This is a genomic window from Micromonospora sp. C41, from assembly GCF_018070485.1.
Lineage (GTDB): Bacteria > Actinomycetota > Actinomycetes > Mycobacteriales > Micromonosporaceae > Micromonospora > Micromonospora chalcea.
In genome coordinates this window covers 73,446-90,075 of sequence record NZ_JAGPXP010000026.1, presented here as the reverse complement: position 1 = coordinate 90,075, position 16,630 = coordinate 73,446, and the positions used below count along the sequence as shown (strand labels likewise).

At 71.9% G+C, this 16,630-nt stretch carries 11 protein-coding genes; 8 read left to right on the top strand and 3 right to left on the bottom strand.

What is annotated here, in order from left to right; genetic code table 11:
• Window positions 1-73 precede the first annotated feature (73 nt).
• From KBX43_RS24245 to KBX43_RS24230, 4 genes are all read left to right on the top strand, one after another.
• Complete coding sequence (locus KBX43_RS24245; protein WP_043325606.1) at window positions 74-1,054, top strand: carbohydrate ABC transporter permease; 981 nt, start codon at window positions 74-76, stop codon at window positions 1,052-1,054.
• Between the two features lie 105 nt (window positions 1,055-1,159).
• Window positions 1,160-1,960 (top strand): carbohydrate ABC transporter permease, encoded by an 801-nt coding sequence (locus tag KBX43_RS24240; RefSeq protein ID WP_197494916.1) that lies wholly within the window; start codon window positions 1,160-1,162, stop codon window positions 1,958-1,960.
• On the top strand, window positions 1,957-3,390 hold the full coding sequence (locus KBX43_RS24235; RefSeq protein WP_043325603.1) for a GH1 family beta-glucosidase: 1,434 nt from the start codon (window positions 1,957-1,959) through the stop codon (window positions 3,388-3,390). The genes KBX43_RS24240 and KBX43_RS24235 overlap by 4 nt, the downstream gene beginning before the upstream one ends.
• An 84-nt stretch (window positions 3,391-3,474) precedes the next feature.
• On the top strand, window positions 3,475-4,521 hold the full coding sequence (locus KBX43_RS24230; RefSeq protein WP_043325601.1) for a LacI family DNA-binding transcriptional regulator: 1,047 nt from the start codon (window positions 3,475-3,477) through the stop codon (window positions 4,519-4,521).
• A 20-nt stretch (window positions 4,522-4,541) separates the two neighbouring features.
• Here the strand turns inward: KBX43_RS24230 and KBX43_RS24225 are convergent, their stop codons facing one another.
• Both KBX43_RS24225 and KBX43_RS24220 read right to left on the bottom strand, forming a co-directional pair.
• On the bottom strand, window positions 4,542-5,753 hold the full coding sequence (locus KBX43_RS24225) for an acyl-CoA dehydrogenase family protein (protein ID WP_210887270.1): 1,212 nt from the start codon (window positions 5,751-5,753) through the stop codon (window positions 4,542-4,544).
• The gene (locus KBX43_RS24220) at window positions 5,754-6,824 is read right to left on the bottom strand and encodes a phosphotransferase family protein (protein WP_069089403.1); all 1,071 of its coding nucleotides are present in this window, start codon (window positions 6,822-6,824) and stop codon (window positions 5,754-5,756) included.
• Between the two features lie 151 nt (window positions 6,825-6,975).
• On the opposite strand from KBX43_RS24220, the gene KBX43_RS24215 reads away from it, so the two are divergent.
• A complete protein-coding gene (locus KBX43_RS24215) occupies window positions 6,976-7,680 on the top strand; it encodes an amino acid-binding protein (RefSeq protein ID WP_043325595.1) in 705 nt (234 codons plus the stop codon).
• Window positions 7,681-7,760: 80 nt separating this feature from the next.
• Window positions 7,761-8,900: a GNAT family N-acetyltransferase gene (locus KBX43_RS24210; protein ID WP_247677679.1), complete on the top strand. Its 1,140-nt coding sequence runs from the start codon at window positions 7,761-7,763 to the stop codon at window positions 8,898-8,900.
• A gap of 177 nt (window positions 8,901-9,077) precedes the next feature.
• Here the strand turns inward: KBX43_RS24210 and KBX43_RS24205 are convergent, their stop codons facing one another.
• Window positions 9,078-10,643 carry an aldehyde dehydrogenase family protein gene (locus tag KBX43_RS24205; protein ID WP_210887268.1) on the bottom strand — a complete coding sequence of 522 codons (1,566 nt, stop codon included), beginning with the start codon at window positions 10,641-10,643 and terminating at the stop codon, window positions 9,078-9,080.
• Between the two features lie 428 nt (window positions 10,644-11,071).
• On the opposite strand from KBX43_RS24205, the gene KBX43_RS24200 reads away from it, so the two are divergent.
• Window positions 11,072-13,951, top strand: coding sequence for a glycoside hydrolase family 9 protein (locus tag KBX43_RS24200; RefSeq protein ID WP_210887265.1), 2,880 nt, complete (start codon window positions 11,072-11,074; stop codon window positions 13,949-13,951).
• Window positions 13,952-14,160: 209 nt separating this feature from the next.
• On the top strand, window positions 14,161-16,617 hold the full coding sequence (locus KBX43_RS24195; RefSeq protein ID WP_113973397.1) for a non-reducing end alpha-L-arabinofuranosidase family hydrolase: 2,457 nt from the start codon (window positions 14,161-14,163) through the stop codon (window positions 16,615-16,617).
• Window positions 16,618-16,630 lie beyond the last annotated feature (13 nt).

The following is a 16,630-nucleotide window of genomic DNA, read 5'->3' as shown; positions in this document are numbered from 1 at the left end:
GCCACCCGCGGTGCCCGCAGAGTCCGGCGTCGCCCGTGTGGCGGGTGACGCCGGCCGAGGAGAAGGACTCCCCATGAGCCTCGACCTGCACGCCGCGGCGCCGCCCGAGCCCGGCGCGCCGCGCTCCGCACGTCACACACGCCGCCGCGCCGCCTCGATGACCCGGCTGGACCTGAAGTACTCGCCCTACCTGTACGTCCTGCCGTTCTTCGTGATCTTCGCCGTGTTCGGCGTGTACCCGATCGCGTACACGGTCTGGATCGCGCTGACCGACCGGTCGCCGCTGAACCCGACGATCTCCTTCGTCGGGATGGACAACTTCGTCGAACTGATCACCGAGGACCCGCAGTTCTGGAATGCGGTGGTCAACACGTTCGGCATGTTCGCGCTCTCCACAGTGCCCCAGTTGCTGCTGGCGCTGATGCTCGCCAACGCGCTGAACCGGAAGCTGCGCGCGCAGACGTTCTTCCGGATGGCCATCGCGATGCCGATCATCACCTCGACCGCCGTGGTCGCGCTGATCTTCTCGATGCTCTACGCCAAGGACTTCGGCCTGGTCAACTGGCTGCTCGACAGCATCGGCCTGGACCCGATCGACTGGCGGGCGAACCGCTTCGCCTCATGGTTCGCCATCTCCACCATGGTCGACTGGCGGTGGGTCGGCTACAACGCGCTGATCTACCTCGCCGCCATGCAGTCGATCAGCAAGGACATGTACGAGGCCGCGGCGCTGGACGGCGCCTCCCGGCGGCGGCAGTTCTGGTCGATCACGGTCCCGCAGCTGCGCCCCACGATCATCTTCACGCTGATCATCTCCACCATCGGCGGCCTTCAGCTGTTCACCGAGCCCCTGCTGTTCACCAGCGGCTCGGGCGGTCTCTCCGGTGGTTCGGAGGGGCAGTTCCAGACCATCACGATGTACCTGCTCGACGTGATGAACCAGCGCTTCCGGTGGGGGTACGCCGGAGCGGTCGCGCTCGTGCTCTTCGTGCTCATCGCGTTGATGTCGGCGATCAACTACCTGCTCGCCCGCCGCATCAGCTCCGACAAGTGAGGTGACGAGATGACGACCACCGCGGTCCGCCCGCCCACCCGGCACAGCGCGCCGGTGAAGACCACCCACCGGGCCGAGCGGCTCTGGAAGGCCAGCCCGCTCACCATGATCGGCCTGATCTTCGGTGTGCTGCTCTCCCTGTTCCCGTTCTACTGGATGATCGTGATCGCCAGCCGGACGAACGACGCGGCCAACTCCTGGCCGCCGCCGTTCCTGCCCGGCGGCAAGCTCGGCGAGAACATCGAGCGGGTGCTCGCCAACAGCGACGCCAACATCCTCAAGGGCCTGATGAACTCGTTCCTGGTCGCCGGGACGATCACCGTCGCGACGGTGTTCTTCGGCTCGCTGGCCGGCTTCGCGTTCGCCAAGCTGCGCTTCCGGGGCAAGAACGCGCTGCTGCTGATCATCCTCACCTCGATGATGGTGCCGATCCAGCTCGGCGTGCTGCCGCTGTACATCCTGATGGCCAAGCTCGACTGGCTGAACACCATGCCGTCGGTGACCGTTCCGTTCCTGATCGGCGGCTTCGGCATCTTCATGATGCGCCAGTACGCCGAGCAGGCGGTACCGAACGAGTTGATCGAGGCGGCCCGGGTGGACGGCTGTTCCACCTGGCGGGTGTACTGGCACGTGGTGGCGCCCGCGCTGCGTCCGGCCGCCGCGGTGCTGGGTCTGCTGACCTTCATGGAGCAGTGGAACCAGTTCTTCTGGCCGTTCGTGGTGCTGGCGGACCCGTCCAACCCGACCGTCCAGATCTCGCTGCGCAGCCTCAACACCGCCTACTTCGCCGACAACTCGCAGATCTTCGCCGGTACGTTGATCGCGACCCTGCCCCTGTTCGTCGTGTTCGTTCTGTTCGGCCGCCAGATCATCGGCGGCATCATGGAAGGCGCCGTCAAGTCGTGAGCAATCCAGCAAGCCCGCCCGCCGTCGGTCTCCTCGACGCCGGTCCGGCCCTGACCTTCCCGCCGGACTTCCTCTGGGGCGCGGCCACCGCCGCGTACCAGATCGAGGGCGCGGCGGCGGAGGGTGGCCGTGCGCCGTCGATCTGGGACACCTTCAGCCACACCGAGGGGCGGACGGTGGCCGGGCACACCGGCGACGTGGCGTGCGACCACTACCACCGGATGCCGGACGACGTGCGGTTGATGGCCGACCTGGGGCTGCGGTCGTACCGCTTCTCGGTGAGCTGGCCGCGGGTGCAGCCGGGCGGCACGGGCGGCGTCAACCAGGAGGGCATGGACTTCTACCGCCGCCTGATCGACGAGCTGCTCGGCCACGGCATCGAGCCCTGGCTGACGCTCTACCACTGGGACCTGCCGCAGCCGCTGGAGGACGCGGGCGGCTGGCCGGCCCGGGACACCGCCGGCCGGTTCGCCGAGTACGCGCATCTGGTCGCCGACGCGCTCGGCGACCGCGTGAAGTACTTCACCACGCTGAACGAGCCGTGGTGCTCGGCGTTCCTCGGCTACGGCTCCGGCGTGCACGCGCCGGGCCGCCGCGACGGCGCGGACGCGCTGCGGGCCGGGCACCACCTGATGCTCGGTCACGGCCTGGCCGTGCAGGCGGTCCGCGCGGTCCGCCCGGACGCGCAGCTCGGGATCACCGTCAACCTGTACCCGGTCACCCCGGCGACCGACTCGGCGGCGGACGCCGACGCGGCCCGCCGGATCGACGCGCTGGCGAACCGGTTCTTCCTCGACCCGGTGCTGCGCGGGGCGTACCCGGCGGACCTGGTCGCCGACGTGCGCCAGATCACCGACATGGGGCACGTGCGCGACGGTGACCTGGCGACCATCGCCACGCCGCTGGACATGGTCGGGATCAACTACTACAGCCGGCACGTGGTCGCCGCGCCGGTCGAGGGCGCGGAGCCGGAGCCCTACTGGCGGGCGCCGTCCTGCTGGCCGGGCAGCGAGGACGTCCGGTTCGTCACCCGGGGTGTCCCGGTGACGGACATGGACTGGGAGATCGACGCCCCGGGCCTGGTGGAGACGCTGGAGCGGGTCCACCGGGAGTACACGGACCTGCCGCTCTACGTCACCGAGAACGGCTCGGCGTTCGTCGACGAGCTGGTCGACGGCCGGGTGGACGACCCGGACCGGCTGGCCTACTTCGCCGCGCACCTGCGGGCGGCGCACGCCGCGATCGAGGCCGGCGTGCCGCTCAAGGGCTACTTCGCCTGGTCGCTGATGGACAACTTCGAGTGGGCCTGGGGCTACACGAAGCGGTTCGGCATGGTCTATGTCGACTACGACAGCCAGGCCCGGATCGCGAAGTCCAGCGCCAGGTGGTACGCCGACGTGATCCGACGCAACGGACTGCCCGCACAATAAGCTGGGCCAGCCAGTAACGGGCGGCCCGGCGCCGACGCCTCAATCGGTGCCGGGCCCGCCCGACCGTCGGAGGAGCAACAGACGATGACAACGCAGCGCACCCGCTCGCTCGGGCGTCCGACCCTCGACGCGGTCGCGGCCCGCGCCGGCGTCGGGCGCGGCACTGTCTCCCGCGTGGTCAACGGCTCGCCGCAGGTCAGCCCGGAGGCCCGGGCCGCCGTCCAGCAGGCCATCGCCGAGCTGGGGTACGTGCCGAACCGCGCCGCCCGTGCGCTGGTCACCCAGCGGACCGACTCGGTGGCCCTGGTCGTCTCCGAGTCGGGGGAGCGGGTCTTCACCGAGCCGTTCTTCGCGGCCATCGTGCGGGGCGTCAGCTCCGGGCTGGTCGAGACGCCGATGCAGCTCTGGCTGGCCATGGTGCAGTCGCCGATCGAGCGGGAACGGGTCGAGCACCACCTGACCAACCAGCACGTCGACGGCGTGCTCCTGCTCTCGCTGCACGACGCCGACCCGCTGCCCACGCTGCTGGAGGAGCGCGGCCTGCCGACTGTGCTCGGCGGCCGCCCGGCGCGGATGCTGCACCCGAACGCCCAGCCGGCGTGGTTCGTCGACATGGACAACGTCGGCGGCGCGCGGCAGGCGGTGGAGCACCTGTTCCGCCAGGGCCGCCGGCGGGTCGCCACCATCGCCGGCCCGCAGGACATGGGCGCCGGCCTGGCCCGGCTCTCCGGCTACCAGGAGGCCGTCCGGGCGTCCGGCGGCCGGATCGACCCGGGCCTGATCGCGTACGGGGACTTCAGCGAGGGCAGCGGCACCGCCGCGATGCGCCGGCTGCTGGACGTCTGCCCGGAACTGGACGCCGTGTTCGTCGCCTCCGACCTGATGGCGTTCGGCGCGTTGCGCGCGCTGCGCGAGGCGGGCCGCCGGGTGCCCGAGGACGTCGCGGTGATCGGCTTCGACGACGCCCCGATCGCGCGTCAGGCCGAGCCGCCGCTGACCACCGTGTTCCAGCCGGTCGAGGAGATGGGCCGGCAGATGGCCCGGCTGCTGGTCTCCCGCATCCGCGGCGAGGAGGTTCCCTCGCCGCACGTGCTGCTGGACACCGAGCTGATCCACCGCGCCTCCGCCTGACCACGCCCGGCGGGAGCCGGTCAGGAATAGCGGCGCAGCTCCCGGCGGGCCAGCGAGGCGCGGTGCACCTCGTCGGGGCCGTCGGCCAGGCGCAGCGTGCGGGCCGCCGCCCACAGCTCGGCCAGTGGGGTGTCCTGGCTGACCCCGGCTCCGCCGTGCGCCTGGATCGCCTTGTCGATCACCCACTCGGCCATCAGCGGCGTGGCGATCTTGATGGCCTGGATCTCGGTGTGCGCGCCCTTGTTGCCGACGGTGTCCATCAGCCACGCGGTCTTGAGCACCAGCAGGCGGGCCTGCTCGATCCGGACCCGCGACTCGGCGATCCACTCGCGTACCACGCCCTGTTCGGCGAGCGGGCGGCCGAACGCGACCCGGTCGAGCACGCGCCGGCAGAACAGCTCCAGGGCCCGCTCGGCCATGCCGATCAGGCGCATGCAGTGGTGGATCCGGCCGGGGCCGAGCCGGGCCTGGGCGATGGCGAACCCGGTGCCCTCCTCGCCGACGAGGTTTTCCGCCGGCACCCGTACGTCGGAGAAGTCGATCTCGGCGTGCCCGCCGTGCGGGGCGTCGCTGTAGCCGAAGACGCGCATGCCGCGGCGTACCGTCACGCCGGGGGTGTCCCGGGGCACCAGGATCATGCTCTGCTGGCGGTGCCGGTCGGCGTCCGGGTCGGTCTTGCCCATCACGATGAAGATCTCGCAGCGCGGGTCCATCGCCCCGGACGACCACCACTTGCGGCCGTTGATCACGTAGTGGTCGCCGTCGCGGATGATCCGGGTGCCGATGTTCGTCGCGTCGGAGGAGGCCACCTCCGGCTCGGTCATGCAGAACGCGGACCGGATCTCCCCGGCCAGCAGCGGCATGAGCCACTGCTTGCGCTGCTCCTCGGAGCCGAACTCGGCGAGCAGCTCCATGTTGCCGGTGTCCGGCGCGGCGCAGTTGAGCGCCTCCGGCGCCAGGTGCGGGCTGCGGCCGGTCAGCTCGGCCAGGGGCGCGTACTGCAGGTTGGTCAGGCCGGCGCCGTAGCGGGCGTCGGGCAGGAACAGGTTCCACAGCCCGCGCTCGCGCGCCTGCGCCTTCAGCTCCGCCATCACCGGCGGGCGGGCCCACGGGTCGCCGGCCGCGAGCACCTGCTCGTGGTGCACCGGCTCGGCCGGGTACACGCACTCGGTGAGGAACGCCTCCAGCCGTTGCCGCAGCTCGACCGTCCGGTCGTCGTACGCGAACTCCATCTAGCTCTCCCTCACCGCGTGCAGCCCGTGTGCCACGAGCGGCGCCACCATGTCGCCGATCCGGTCGAAGCCCTCGCCCAGGGTCTGGCCGAGCGTGTGCCGGTAGTGGATGCCCTCGCAGATCACCGCGAGCTTGAAACAGCCGAGCGCCACGTGCCAGTGCAGCGGGCCGACGTCGACGTCGCTGCGCCCGGCGTACCGCTCGATCAGCTCGGCCCCGGTGGGGAACCCGGCGCGCGGCCCGATGCCGTCGGCCACCGGGTTGCCCTCGCCGTGGTCGCTGTCGCCGAGCACGTCCCAGTACGTCAGCAGCAGCCCGAGGTCGGCCAGCGGGTCGCCGAGCGTGGCCATCTCCCAGTCGAGCACCGCCCGCACCGCCGGCGGGTCGACGGTGGCGAGCAGATTGTCCAGCCGGTAGTCGCCGTGCACGATCCGGCCCGCGTTCGCGCCCTCGGGCACGCTGGCGGCCAGCGCGTCGCGCAGCTCGTCGATGCCGGGCAGCGGCCGGCTGCGGGACCGGTCGAGCTGGCCGGCCCAGCGGCGTACCTGCCGGGCCAGGTAGCCCTCCGGACGGCCGAAGTCGGCCAGCCCGACCTCGGCCGGCTCGACCCGGTGCAGCGTGGCGAGCGTGTCCATCATCGCCATGGCGAGGTCGCGCCGCTGCGCCGGCGTCAGCGCGTCGGTCTGCTCGCGCCGCCGGTAGACCTCGCCGTCGACCTTCGCCATCAGGTAGAACGGCGCGCCGATGACGCTCTCGTCGGCGCAGAGCGCCAGCGCCTCCGGCACCGGTACGCCGGTCGGCGCGAGCGCCGAGATCACCCGGTGCTCCCGGGCCATGTCGTGCGCGGTGGCCAGCACGTGCCCCAGCGGTGGCCGGCGCAGCACCACCTCGCGGTCACCGGCGCGCAGCAGGTAGGTGAGGTTGGACTTGCCGCCGGCGATCAGCCGCGCCGACAGGGGGCCGGTCAGGTCCGGCCGGTGCGCGGCCAGGTAGGTGGCGAGCCGGTCGAGGTCGAGCCCGCGGGGTGCCGAGCCGGCCGAGAGCCGGGCAGCGGCGGCCGGATCGGTCATCCGATTAGTTGATGGCAGCTCAGCTTTGTTGTCAAGGTCGGGGTTTTCCCGGCGGGACATGCCGCTGCAACAGGGGCGAAATGGTCAACCGGCAGGCTGGGCCCCAGCCTGCCGGCCGCTCGGCCGGCCCGCCGAGCGGAGGGGATCAGACATGCTGCTGAGAGTTCGGGTGACCCTGCCGGACCGTCCGGGCACGCTCGGCCAGGTGGCCCGGACACTCGGCGTCTCCGGCGCCGACATCGTGCAGGTGGTGGTCCTGGAACGGCTCGGCGGCCGGGCGGTGGACGACTTCACTGTGGTGTGGCCGGGCGCGGCGCGGGTGGAGCGGATGCTCGCCGGGCTGGCCGCGATCCCCGGCGTGCGGGTGGACGGCGTGTGGCGGGCGATCGGCGCGCCCACCACCACCGGGCAGGACGCGGAACTGCTCGCCCAGGTGGCCGCCAACCCGGCCGACGGGGTGGCCACGCTCGTCGACGCGGCACCCGGGCTGCTCGCCGCCGACTGGGCGGTGGCCGCCGTCGTACCCCTGGACTGGGCCTCGCGCAGCGGCGAGGCGGGCGTCGCCGCGATCGGGCACGCGAGCTGGCGGGCCCCGGCGCCGCCCCGGCTGCCGGAGGTGACCCCGCTGCGGGCGCGGGCCATGACCAGCCCGGAGGGGCACCACTACGCGGTCGCGCCGTTCGGCCGGGCCGGCCTGGTGCTGGTGGTCGCCCGCGACCACAGCGAGCCACTGGCCGCGGCCGGGTTCCACTCCACCGAGGTGGACCGGCTCGCCCAGATCGTCCGCGCCGGCGCGGTGATCCTCGGCGACCGGCTGGACCTGGTCGGCACGCCACCCGTGATCACCGTCACCTGACCGGACGGGCCGCGTCACCCCGGGGCAACGGGCCCGCAACAGGGGCACGGCATGGTCGGTGCCGAGGAAGGGAGACAACCATGGCGCTGTGGCGGATCCGAGCCACCGTGGACGACCGGCCGGGTTACCTGTCGGTGCTCACGGCGAGCCTCGCGTTGCGCGGGGTCAACATCCTCAGCGTGCAGGTGCACACCACCGAGGCCGGCGCGGTCGACGACTTCCTGGTCGACGCGCCCGAGCAGGTCACCGAGGCGGAGCTGCGGGCCGCCGTGGAGCGCGGCCGGGGCCGGGACTGCTGGGTCGCGCGCAGCGAGGCGCGCGGGCTGGCCGACGAGCCGACCCGGGTGCTCGGGCTCGCCGGACGGCTGGCCCGTGACCCGGAGGCGACCGGCGCGGCGCTGCGCACGCTGCTCGGCGCCGACACCGTGACCTGGCGTCCGACGCCGGCCACCGCGCCGGGCGGGGTGGGCGGCACGACCATGGCGCTCGCGGACCCGTCGGGCGGGGCGTACGAGCTGTGCCGCCGGGAGCCGAGCTTCACCCCGGCCGAGTACGCCCGGGCGCAGGCAGTGGTCGAGCTGGCGGCGATGCTGGCCCGCCGGGACACCGAACGGGTCACGCTGGTGCTGCCCGACGGCGGGGAGGTGTCGGTGCGCGCGGCGACGGCCGAGGACGTGCCCGGCGTACGCGAGCTGCACGCGGCCTGCTCGCCGCGCAGCCGGCAGCGGCGTTACCTGAGCGGGGCGGCCGACCCGGCGCCGGCGCGGCTGCGCCGGCTGCTGGAGCCGGTCCGGGGCGTGACCCTGCTCGCGACGGCGGGCTCCGGCGGGGCGGCGGAGCCGGTCGTGGCGATGGCGAACCTGCTCGGTGAGGGCGACGAGGCCGAGGCGGCGCTGCTGGTGCGCGACGACTGGCAGCGCCGGGGCCTGGGCTCGGCGCTGCTGCGCCGCCTGCTCGGCCACGCCGACCGGGCCGGTTACGCCGCGGTGCTGCTGCACGTGCAGGCCGAGAACACCCCGATGCTGCGGACGCTGCGCCGCCTGGACCGGCCGGTGGCGTTGGAACGCGACGGCGCGGTGCTGACCGCGACGCTTCCGCTGGTTCCCGCGCCGTCGACGGGCGAGCCGGCGTCCGGCGGTGACGCGGTGACCGGCGCACCGGCGGTGGCCGGTAGCGGCGCGCGTGCCGGCGCGGTCGTGCCGGCGCAGCGGCCGGGATGAGCTGACGGCCGTCCGGCCGGACCCCGGAGGTGAGCCGCAACGGCGCGGCACGCCCGAGGGGTCCGGCCGGAGGGCCGCAACCGGCGCGTTCGCGCGCCACCCGGACCGACCTCCGATGCGGGGGACGGTGACACGGCGGGGCCCCCGATGCGGGGGCCCCGTCCGTGTTCGCGGGGATCAGGTGGCGGGGTAGCTGCTGTAGTCGGGGAAGTTGCCGTAGAGCCGGCCGTCTCCGCCCACCGTCACCGCCTGCACCAGCAGGTCGCCGCCGACGAACGCGCCCTTCCAGGAGGCGCCCCGGCCGCCGAACGGCTCGTCCCGGTCGCCCCGGGAGCGGGGCTTGTTGATGCCCACCTTGAACGCCTGCAGGTCCACCGCCAGCTTGCCGGCCAGCTCCTCGTCGTCGCAGGCCAGCGACGCGACGAGCGCGCCGTTGGAGGCGTTCATCGCGGCCAGCAGCTCGTCGGTGGTGTCCACCACCACGATGGTGTCCACCGGGCCGAACGGCTCGGCGTGCATCAGCCGGGACCGGCCGGGCGGGGCCAGCAGCACGGCGGGCGCGACGTACGCGGACGTGTCCTGCCCGTCGAGGAACGGTGCGCCGTCGAGCTTGCCCCGGTGCAGCGGTACGGCGCCGCCGCGTACCGCCTCCTCGACCTTGCGGCGCAGCTCCTCGGCCTTGGCGGCGCTGATCAGCGGACCGAAGTCCAGCTCGGGCAGCGGGTCGCCGGCCTGCCACGTCTCGTCGACCGCGAGCGGGTGGCCGAAGCGGATCGAGCGGACCACGGGCAGGTACATGTCGAGGAACTCGTCGACGAGGTCGCGCTGGACCACGAACCGGGGGTACGCGGTGCAGCGCTGCTTGCCGTACTCGAAGCCCTTGCGCAGGTGCGCGGCGAGCGAGTCCCACTGGGAGAAGTTCCAGATGCCCCAGGCGTTGAGGCCCTCCTGCTCGATGAAGTGCCGCTTGTCGCAGTCGAGCAGCGCGGCGGCGACCTTGCCGCCGTTGGAGCGCCCGCCGACGAACGCCACCGCGCCGATCTCCGGCGCGCGGACGAGCACCTCGGACAGTTCCTCGCCGCTGCCGGACAGCAGGGTGGCGGGCAGTCCGGCGCGGCGCATCAGCGCGTGGGCGACGGTGAGGCAGACCGCGCCGCCCTGGGACGGCGTCTTGGCGATCACCGCGTTGCCGGCCAGCAACTGCACCAGCTCGGCGTGCACCAGCACGCTCATCGGGTAGTTCCAGGAGGCGATGTTGCTGACCGGGCCGGGCAGCGGCTCCCGGCCGTCGGCGAGCATCCGCTCGATCTCGTCCACGTACCAGCGCACGCCGTCCAGCGCCCGGTCCACGTCGGCGCAGGCCAGCCGCCACGGCTTGCCGATCTCCCAGACCAGCAGCAGGGCGAGCAGGTCGCGGTGCCCGGTGAGCGCGTCCAGCGCGTCGGTGACGCGGGCGACGCGCTCGGCCAGCGGGGTCTGCGCCCACTCCCGGTGCGCCGCCGCGGCGTGGGCGACCGCGCCGCGCGCGGCCTCGGCGTCGAGCCGGGCCAGGTGGATGAGGACGGTGTTGTCGACAGGGGTACGGACCGGCGCCGGTGTGCCGAGCGCGCGCCACTGCCCCTGGACGAGATTGTGGAGCGTGGGCACGCCGTCGGAGGTGGTGTCGAAGGCCTCGGGGGTGGCGGCCACCGCCCGGGCGAGCGTGTCGGACCAGGAGGTGCCCTCGGCGAGTCGTAGAGCCATCGCGATCTCCTCAGTGTCGTCCGGGGAGCGGCGGCGTCGATGGCACCGCAGGTGAGGCGTACTGTCGCGCGGTGCCGAGCGGGCGGGCAACCGTACGCTCGTATGCCAGGACGGCGGCGGCCTGGACGGGGCCGTCCGCGGCGCGTTCGTCGTCACCGCGATGCCGCTGAGCTGGGAACGAGTCGGCTCAATATCGAGCTGCATCGATGGTGTGATCCAGCTCCCGTTTGTTACCCGTCGGTACGCCGAGCGGGCCTCGCCGACGGTGGCCTTCCCAACATGTTGCCCGCGCATTACATTGTCGCTTATCCATGGGAGCGCTCCCGAGGCTCCTGCGGTCACCCCACCACCACTGCCTCGCGGCAGCCGGAGCCCCGAGTGCCGTCCCCGCTCCGGCTGCCGCGCGGCGCCAGCCACAGGAGCTCGCCATGCCCCGTCCGATACCGCCGCCCGGAGGCCGGTCGCGGCTGCGCCGGTTGCTCGCCGCCGGCGCCGCACTGGCCGTCGGCCTGGCCACGGCCGTCGCCGCCGCGCCGCCCGCGTCGGCCGTCGAGGTGCCCGCCGCGCAGGCCGCGGCCACGTTCAACTACGCCGAGGCGTTGCAGAAGTCGCTGTTCTTCTACGAGGCGCAGCAGTCCGGCCCCAAGCCCTCGTGGAACCGCGTCTCCTGGCGCGGCGACTCGGCGCTCACCGACGGCGCCGACGTCGGCGTCGACCTCACCGGCGGCTGGTACGACGCCGGTGACCACGTGAAGTTCGGCTTCCCGATGGCGTTCAGCGCCACCATGCTGGCCTGGGGCGCGGTCGAGTACCGCGACGGCTACGTCGCCTCCGGGCAGCTCACCCACCTGCTGAACAACCTGCGCTTCGTCAACGACTACTTCGTCAAGGCGCACCCCGCGCCGAACGTCCTGTACGGACAGGTCGGCAAGGGCGACGACGACCACAAGTGGTGGGGCCCGGCCGAGGTGATGCCGATGGCGCGGCCCGCGTACAAGATCGACGCGAGCTGCGGCGGCGCGGACCTGGCGGGGGAGACGGCGGCCGCGATGGCCGCCTCGTCCATGGTGTTCCGCCCCACCGACGCGGCCTACGCGGACAAGCTGCTCGGCCACGCCAAGCAGCTCTACACGTTCGCCGACACGGTGCGGAAGAGCTACCACGAGTGCATCACGGACGCGACGAGCTTCTACAAGTCGTGGAGCGGCTACCAGGACGAGCTGGTCTGGGGCGCGATCTGGCTGTACCGGGCCACCGGCGACGCCACCTACCTGGCCAAGGCCGAGAGCGAGTACGACAAGCTCGGCACCGAGCCGCAGTCCACCACCCGCTCCTACAAGTGGACCATCGCCTGGGACAACAAGCAGTTCGGCGCGTACGTGCTGCTGGCCAACCTGACCGGCAAGCAGAAGTACGCCGACGACGCCAACCGGTGGCTGGACTACTGGACGGTGGGCGTCAACGGGCAGCGGGTGCCGTACTCGCCCGGCGGGATGGCGGTGCTCGACTCCTGGGGCGCGCTGCGGTACGCCTCGAACACCGCGTTCGCCGCGCTGGTCTACAGCGACAAGACCACCGACACCACGCGCAAGGCGCGCTACCACGACTTCGCGGTCCGGCAGATCAACTACGCGCTCGGCGACAACCCGCGCAACTCCAGCTACCAGATCGGCTTCGGCACGAACTCGCCGCGCAACCCGCACCACCGCACCGCGCACGGCTCCTGGTGGGACAGCCAGACCGTGCCCACCGAGACCCGGCACGTGCTCTACGGCGCGCTGGTCGGCGGCCCGTCATCGGCAAACGACGCGTACACCGACAGCCGGTCGGACTACGTGATGAACGAGGTGGCCACCGACTACAACGCCGGCTTCACCTCCGCGCTGGCCCGGCTCGCCAACGAGTACGGCGGCAGCCCGCGCGCCGGGTTCCCGTCCGCCGAGACGCCCGACATGGACGAGATGACCGTGGAGACCACAGTCATGCAGGCCGAGCCGCGCGCCACCGGACTGAAGGCGATCATCTACAACAAGTCGGCGTTCCCGGCCCGGGCGCTGACCACCGGTAAGTTCCGGTACTTCTTCCGGCCCGACGGCACCGGACCGGTCACCGTCACCCCCGGCTACACCCAGGGCTGCCCGTCGCCGTCGACGGCGAAGCAGTTCTCCGGCGACATCTGGTACGTCGAAGTCGACTGCACCGGCTACACCATCGCGCCCGCCGGGCAGTCCCAGCACCGGATGGAGGTGCAGTTCAAGATCGGCGTGCCGGAGGGCGGCACCTGGGACCCGACCAACGACCCGTCGTACCAGGCCACCGCCGGGCCCAACCGCAAGGTGCCGCTCTACTCCGGCGGCGTACGGGTCTGGGGCGAGGAGCCCGGGCCGGTCACCCCGGACACCACCGCGCCCTCGGTGCCCGGCACCCCTGTCGCGTCCGCCGTCACGTCGAGCGGGCTCACGCTGACCTGGGCCGCGTCCACCGACACCGGTGGCAGCGGGCTGGCCGGCTACGAGGTGACCCGTACCTCGGCCGGCGCCGACCCGGTCGTCACCGCCTCGACCGGCACCACCCTCACCGTGACCGGGTTGGCACCCGAGCGGACGTACCAGTTCACCGTGCGGGCGCTCGACGGCGCCGGCAACCGATCCGCGTCGTCGGCTGCGGTCAGCGTCACCACGCCGGCCGGCCCGGCGCCCGACACCACCCCGCCGACCGCGCCGGGCACCCCCACCGCCTCCGCGGTCGGCCCGACCGGACTGACGCTGACCTGGGGTCCGTCCACCGACGCGGTGGGCGTCACCGGGTACCGCGTCTACCGGGGCGGGAACGTCCTGGTCGGCACCGCCACCGGCACCACGCTGGCGGTGACCGGGCTGACCGCCTCCACCACGTACACCTTCACGGTGGTGGCGGTGGACGCGGCCGGGAACGTCTCACCCGCCTCGCCCGGCGTCACGGTGACCACCACCGCGCCGCCGGCCGGCGGCACCTGCGCGGTGACCTGGACGGCGAACTCCTGGGACACCGGGTTCACCGCGAACATCACCGTCGCCAACACCGGCACCACGGCGATCAACGGCTGGACGCTGGCGTTCACGTTCGGCAACGCCGGGCAGAAGGTCGGGCAGGCCTGGTCGGCGAACGTGACCCAGACGGGCGCGGCGGTGACCGCGACGAACCTGTCGTACAACGGGACGCTGGCGCCCGGGGCGTCGACGAGCTTCGGTTTCAACGGCACCCACACCGGCTCGAACCCGAGGCCGGCGACCTTCACGCTCAACGGGACCGCCTGCACGGTCGCCTGACCGTCGACGTGGCGTGGCCGGTACCGCACCCCGTGTGACCGGCCACGCCGCACCCGGCCCCGCGCGGCCAAAAACGTTCCGAAACTTTTCCGAAACACCATTGTCCCCACCGATGCGTGGTGGAAGCATCGACAAAGCTAGATACCCCAACCGAAACGTCCAGTCGTCCCGCCCCGACGGCCTGGGTGTTGGCCAGTAAGGAGGCCAAGATGGCAATGAGCCCATCCGCTCATCGCGGCGGGAGTCGGCGACGGCGATCACCAGCCGTCCGAGCGCTGCTCGCCGGCGCGGTCAGCGCCGTGACGGTGGCCGCCGTCGCGGTGATGATGCCGGCGGCGAACGCCGCCGCGAGCACGCTGGGCGCGGCCGCCGCGCAGTCGGGCCGCTACTTCGGCACCGCCATCGCGGCGGGCCGGCTCGGCGACTCGACGTACAGCACGATCGCGGCGCGTGAGTTCAACATGATCACCGCCGAGAACGAGATGAAGCCGGACGCGACGCAGCCCCAGCGCGGCCAGTTCAACTTCAACTCGGGCGACCAGATCTACAACTGGGCGACCCAGCGGGGCCTGAAGGTCCGTGGCCACACGCTGGCGTGGCACGCGCAGCAGCCGGGCTGGATGCAGAGCCTGAACGGCAGCAACCTGCGTCAGGCGATGATCGACCACATCAACGGTGTGATGGCCCACTACCGGGGCAAGCTGGCCGCGTGGGACGTGGTGAACGAGGCGTTCAACGAGGACGGCAGCCGTCGGCAGTCGAACCTGCAGGGCACCGGCAACGACTGGATCGAGGTCGCGTTCCGCACCGCGCGGGCGGCCGACCCGTCGACCAAGCTGTGCTACAACGACTACAACATCGAGAACTGGTCGTACGGCAAGACGCAGGGTGTGTACAACATGATCCGGGACTTCAAGTCCCGGGGTGTGCCGATCGACTGCGTGGGTCTGCAGACCCACTTCACCGGCGGCAGCTCGCTGCCGGGCAACTTCCAGACCACGCTGCAGAACTTCGCCGCGCTGGGTGTGGACGTGGCGCTGACCGAGGTCGACGTCACGAACTCCTCGACCAGCCAGTACGCCGGTCTGACGCAGGCGTGCATCAACGTGCCGCGCTGCATCGGCATCACCGTGTGGGGCGTGCGGGACAGCGACTCGTGGCGCTCGAACGAGAGCCCGCTGCTGTTCGACGGCGGAGGCAACAAGAAGGCCGCGTACAACTCGGTCCTCAACGCGCTCAACGCGGCCGCCCCGACCTCCGGGCCGACCACGACCCCGACCACGACCCCGACCACGGCACCGCCGCCGAGCGGCGGCGCCGGCCGGATCGTCGGCGTGCAGTCGGGCCGGTGCATCGACGTGCCGAACGCCACCCAGACGAACGGCACCCGGGTCCAGCTCTACGACTGCAACGGTCAGTCGAACCAGCAGTGGACGTACACCTCCAGCAAGCAGCTGATGGTCTACGGCACCAAGTGCCTCGACGCGAACGGCGCGGCCACCGCCAACGGCACCGGAATCATCATCTGGGACTGCAACGGCCAGTCCAACCAGCAGTGGAACATCAACTCCAACGGCACCATCAGCGGCGTGCAGTCCGGTCGCTGCCTGGACGTCTGGGGCACCGGCAACGGCCAGCAGGTCCAGTTGTACGACTGCCACGGACAGACCAACCAGCAGTGGCGGACCGACTTCGGTGGCGGCACCTCGCCGTCCCCGACCACGCCGCCGCCGGCCACCACGACGCCCCCGCCGGGCGGCTGCTCGCTCCCGTCGACCTACCGGTGGTCGTCGACCGGCGCGCTGGCGAACCCGCAGAACGGCTGGGTCTCGCTCAAGGACTTCACGAACGTCGTCCACAACGGCAAGCACCTGGTCTACGGGTCGTACGTCAACAGCAGCGGCCAGTACAGCTCGATGAACTTCACCCCGTTCACCAACTGGTCCGACATGGCGTCGACCGGCCAGAACGGGATGAGCCAGGGCACCGTGGCGCCCACGCTGCTGTACTTCGCCCCGAAGAACATCTGGGTGCTGGCGTACCAGTGGGGACCGACCTCGTTCAGCTACAAGACGTCGAGCGACCCGACCAACGCCAACGGCTGGTCCTCGGCGCAGACGCTGTCCACCGCCACCCTGCCGGACGCCCCGTACGGCGTCATCGACCAGACCCTGATCGGTGACGACCAGAACATGTACCTGTTCTTCGCCGGGGACAACGGCAAGATCTACCGGTCGAGCATGCCGCTCGGGAACTTCCCGGGCAGCTTCGGCTCGAGCTACACGACGATCATGTCGGACTCGACGAACAACCTGTTCGAGGGCGTCGAGGTCTACAAGGTGGCGGGCCAGAACCAGTACCTGATGATCGTCGAGGCGATCGGAAGCCAGGGACGCTACTTCCGGTCGTTCACGTCCAACAGCCTGAGCGGCTCGTGGACCCCGCAGGCCGCCACCGAGAGCAACCCGTTCGCCGGCAAGGCCAACAGCGGCGCGACCTGGACCAACGACATCAGCCACGGTGACCTGGTCCGCAACAACCCCGACCAGACCAAGACCATCGACCCCTGCAACCTGCAGTTCCTGTACCAGGGCAAGAACCCCAGTGCGGGCGGCGACTACAACCTGCTGCCGTGGCGGCCGGGTGTGCTGACCCTCCAGCGCTGACACCGTCACACAG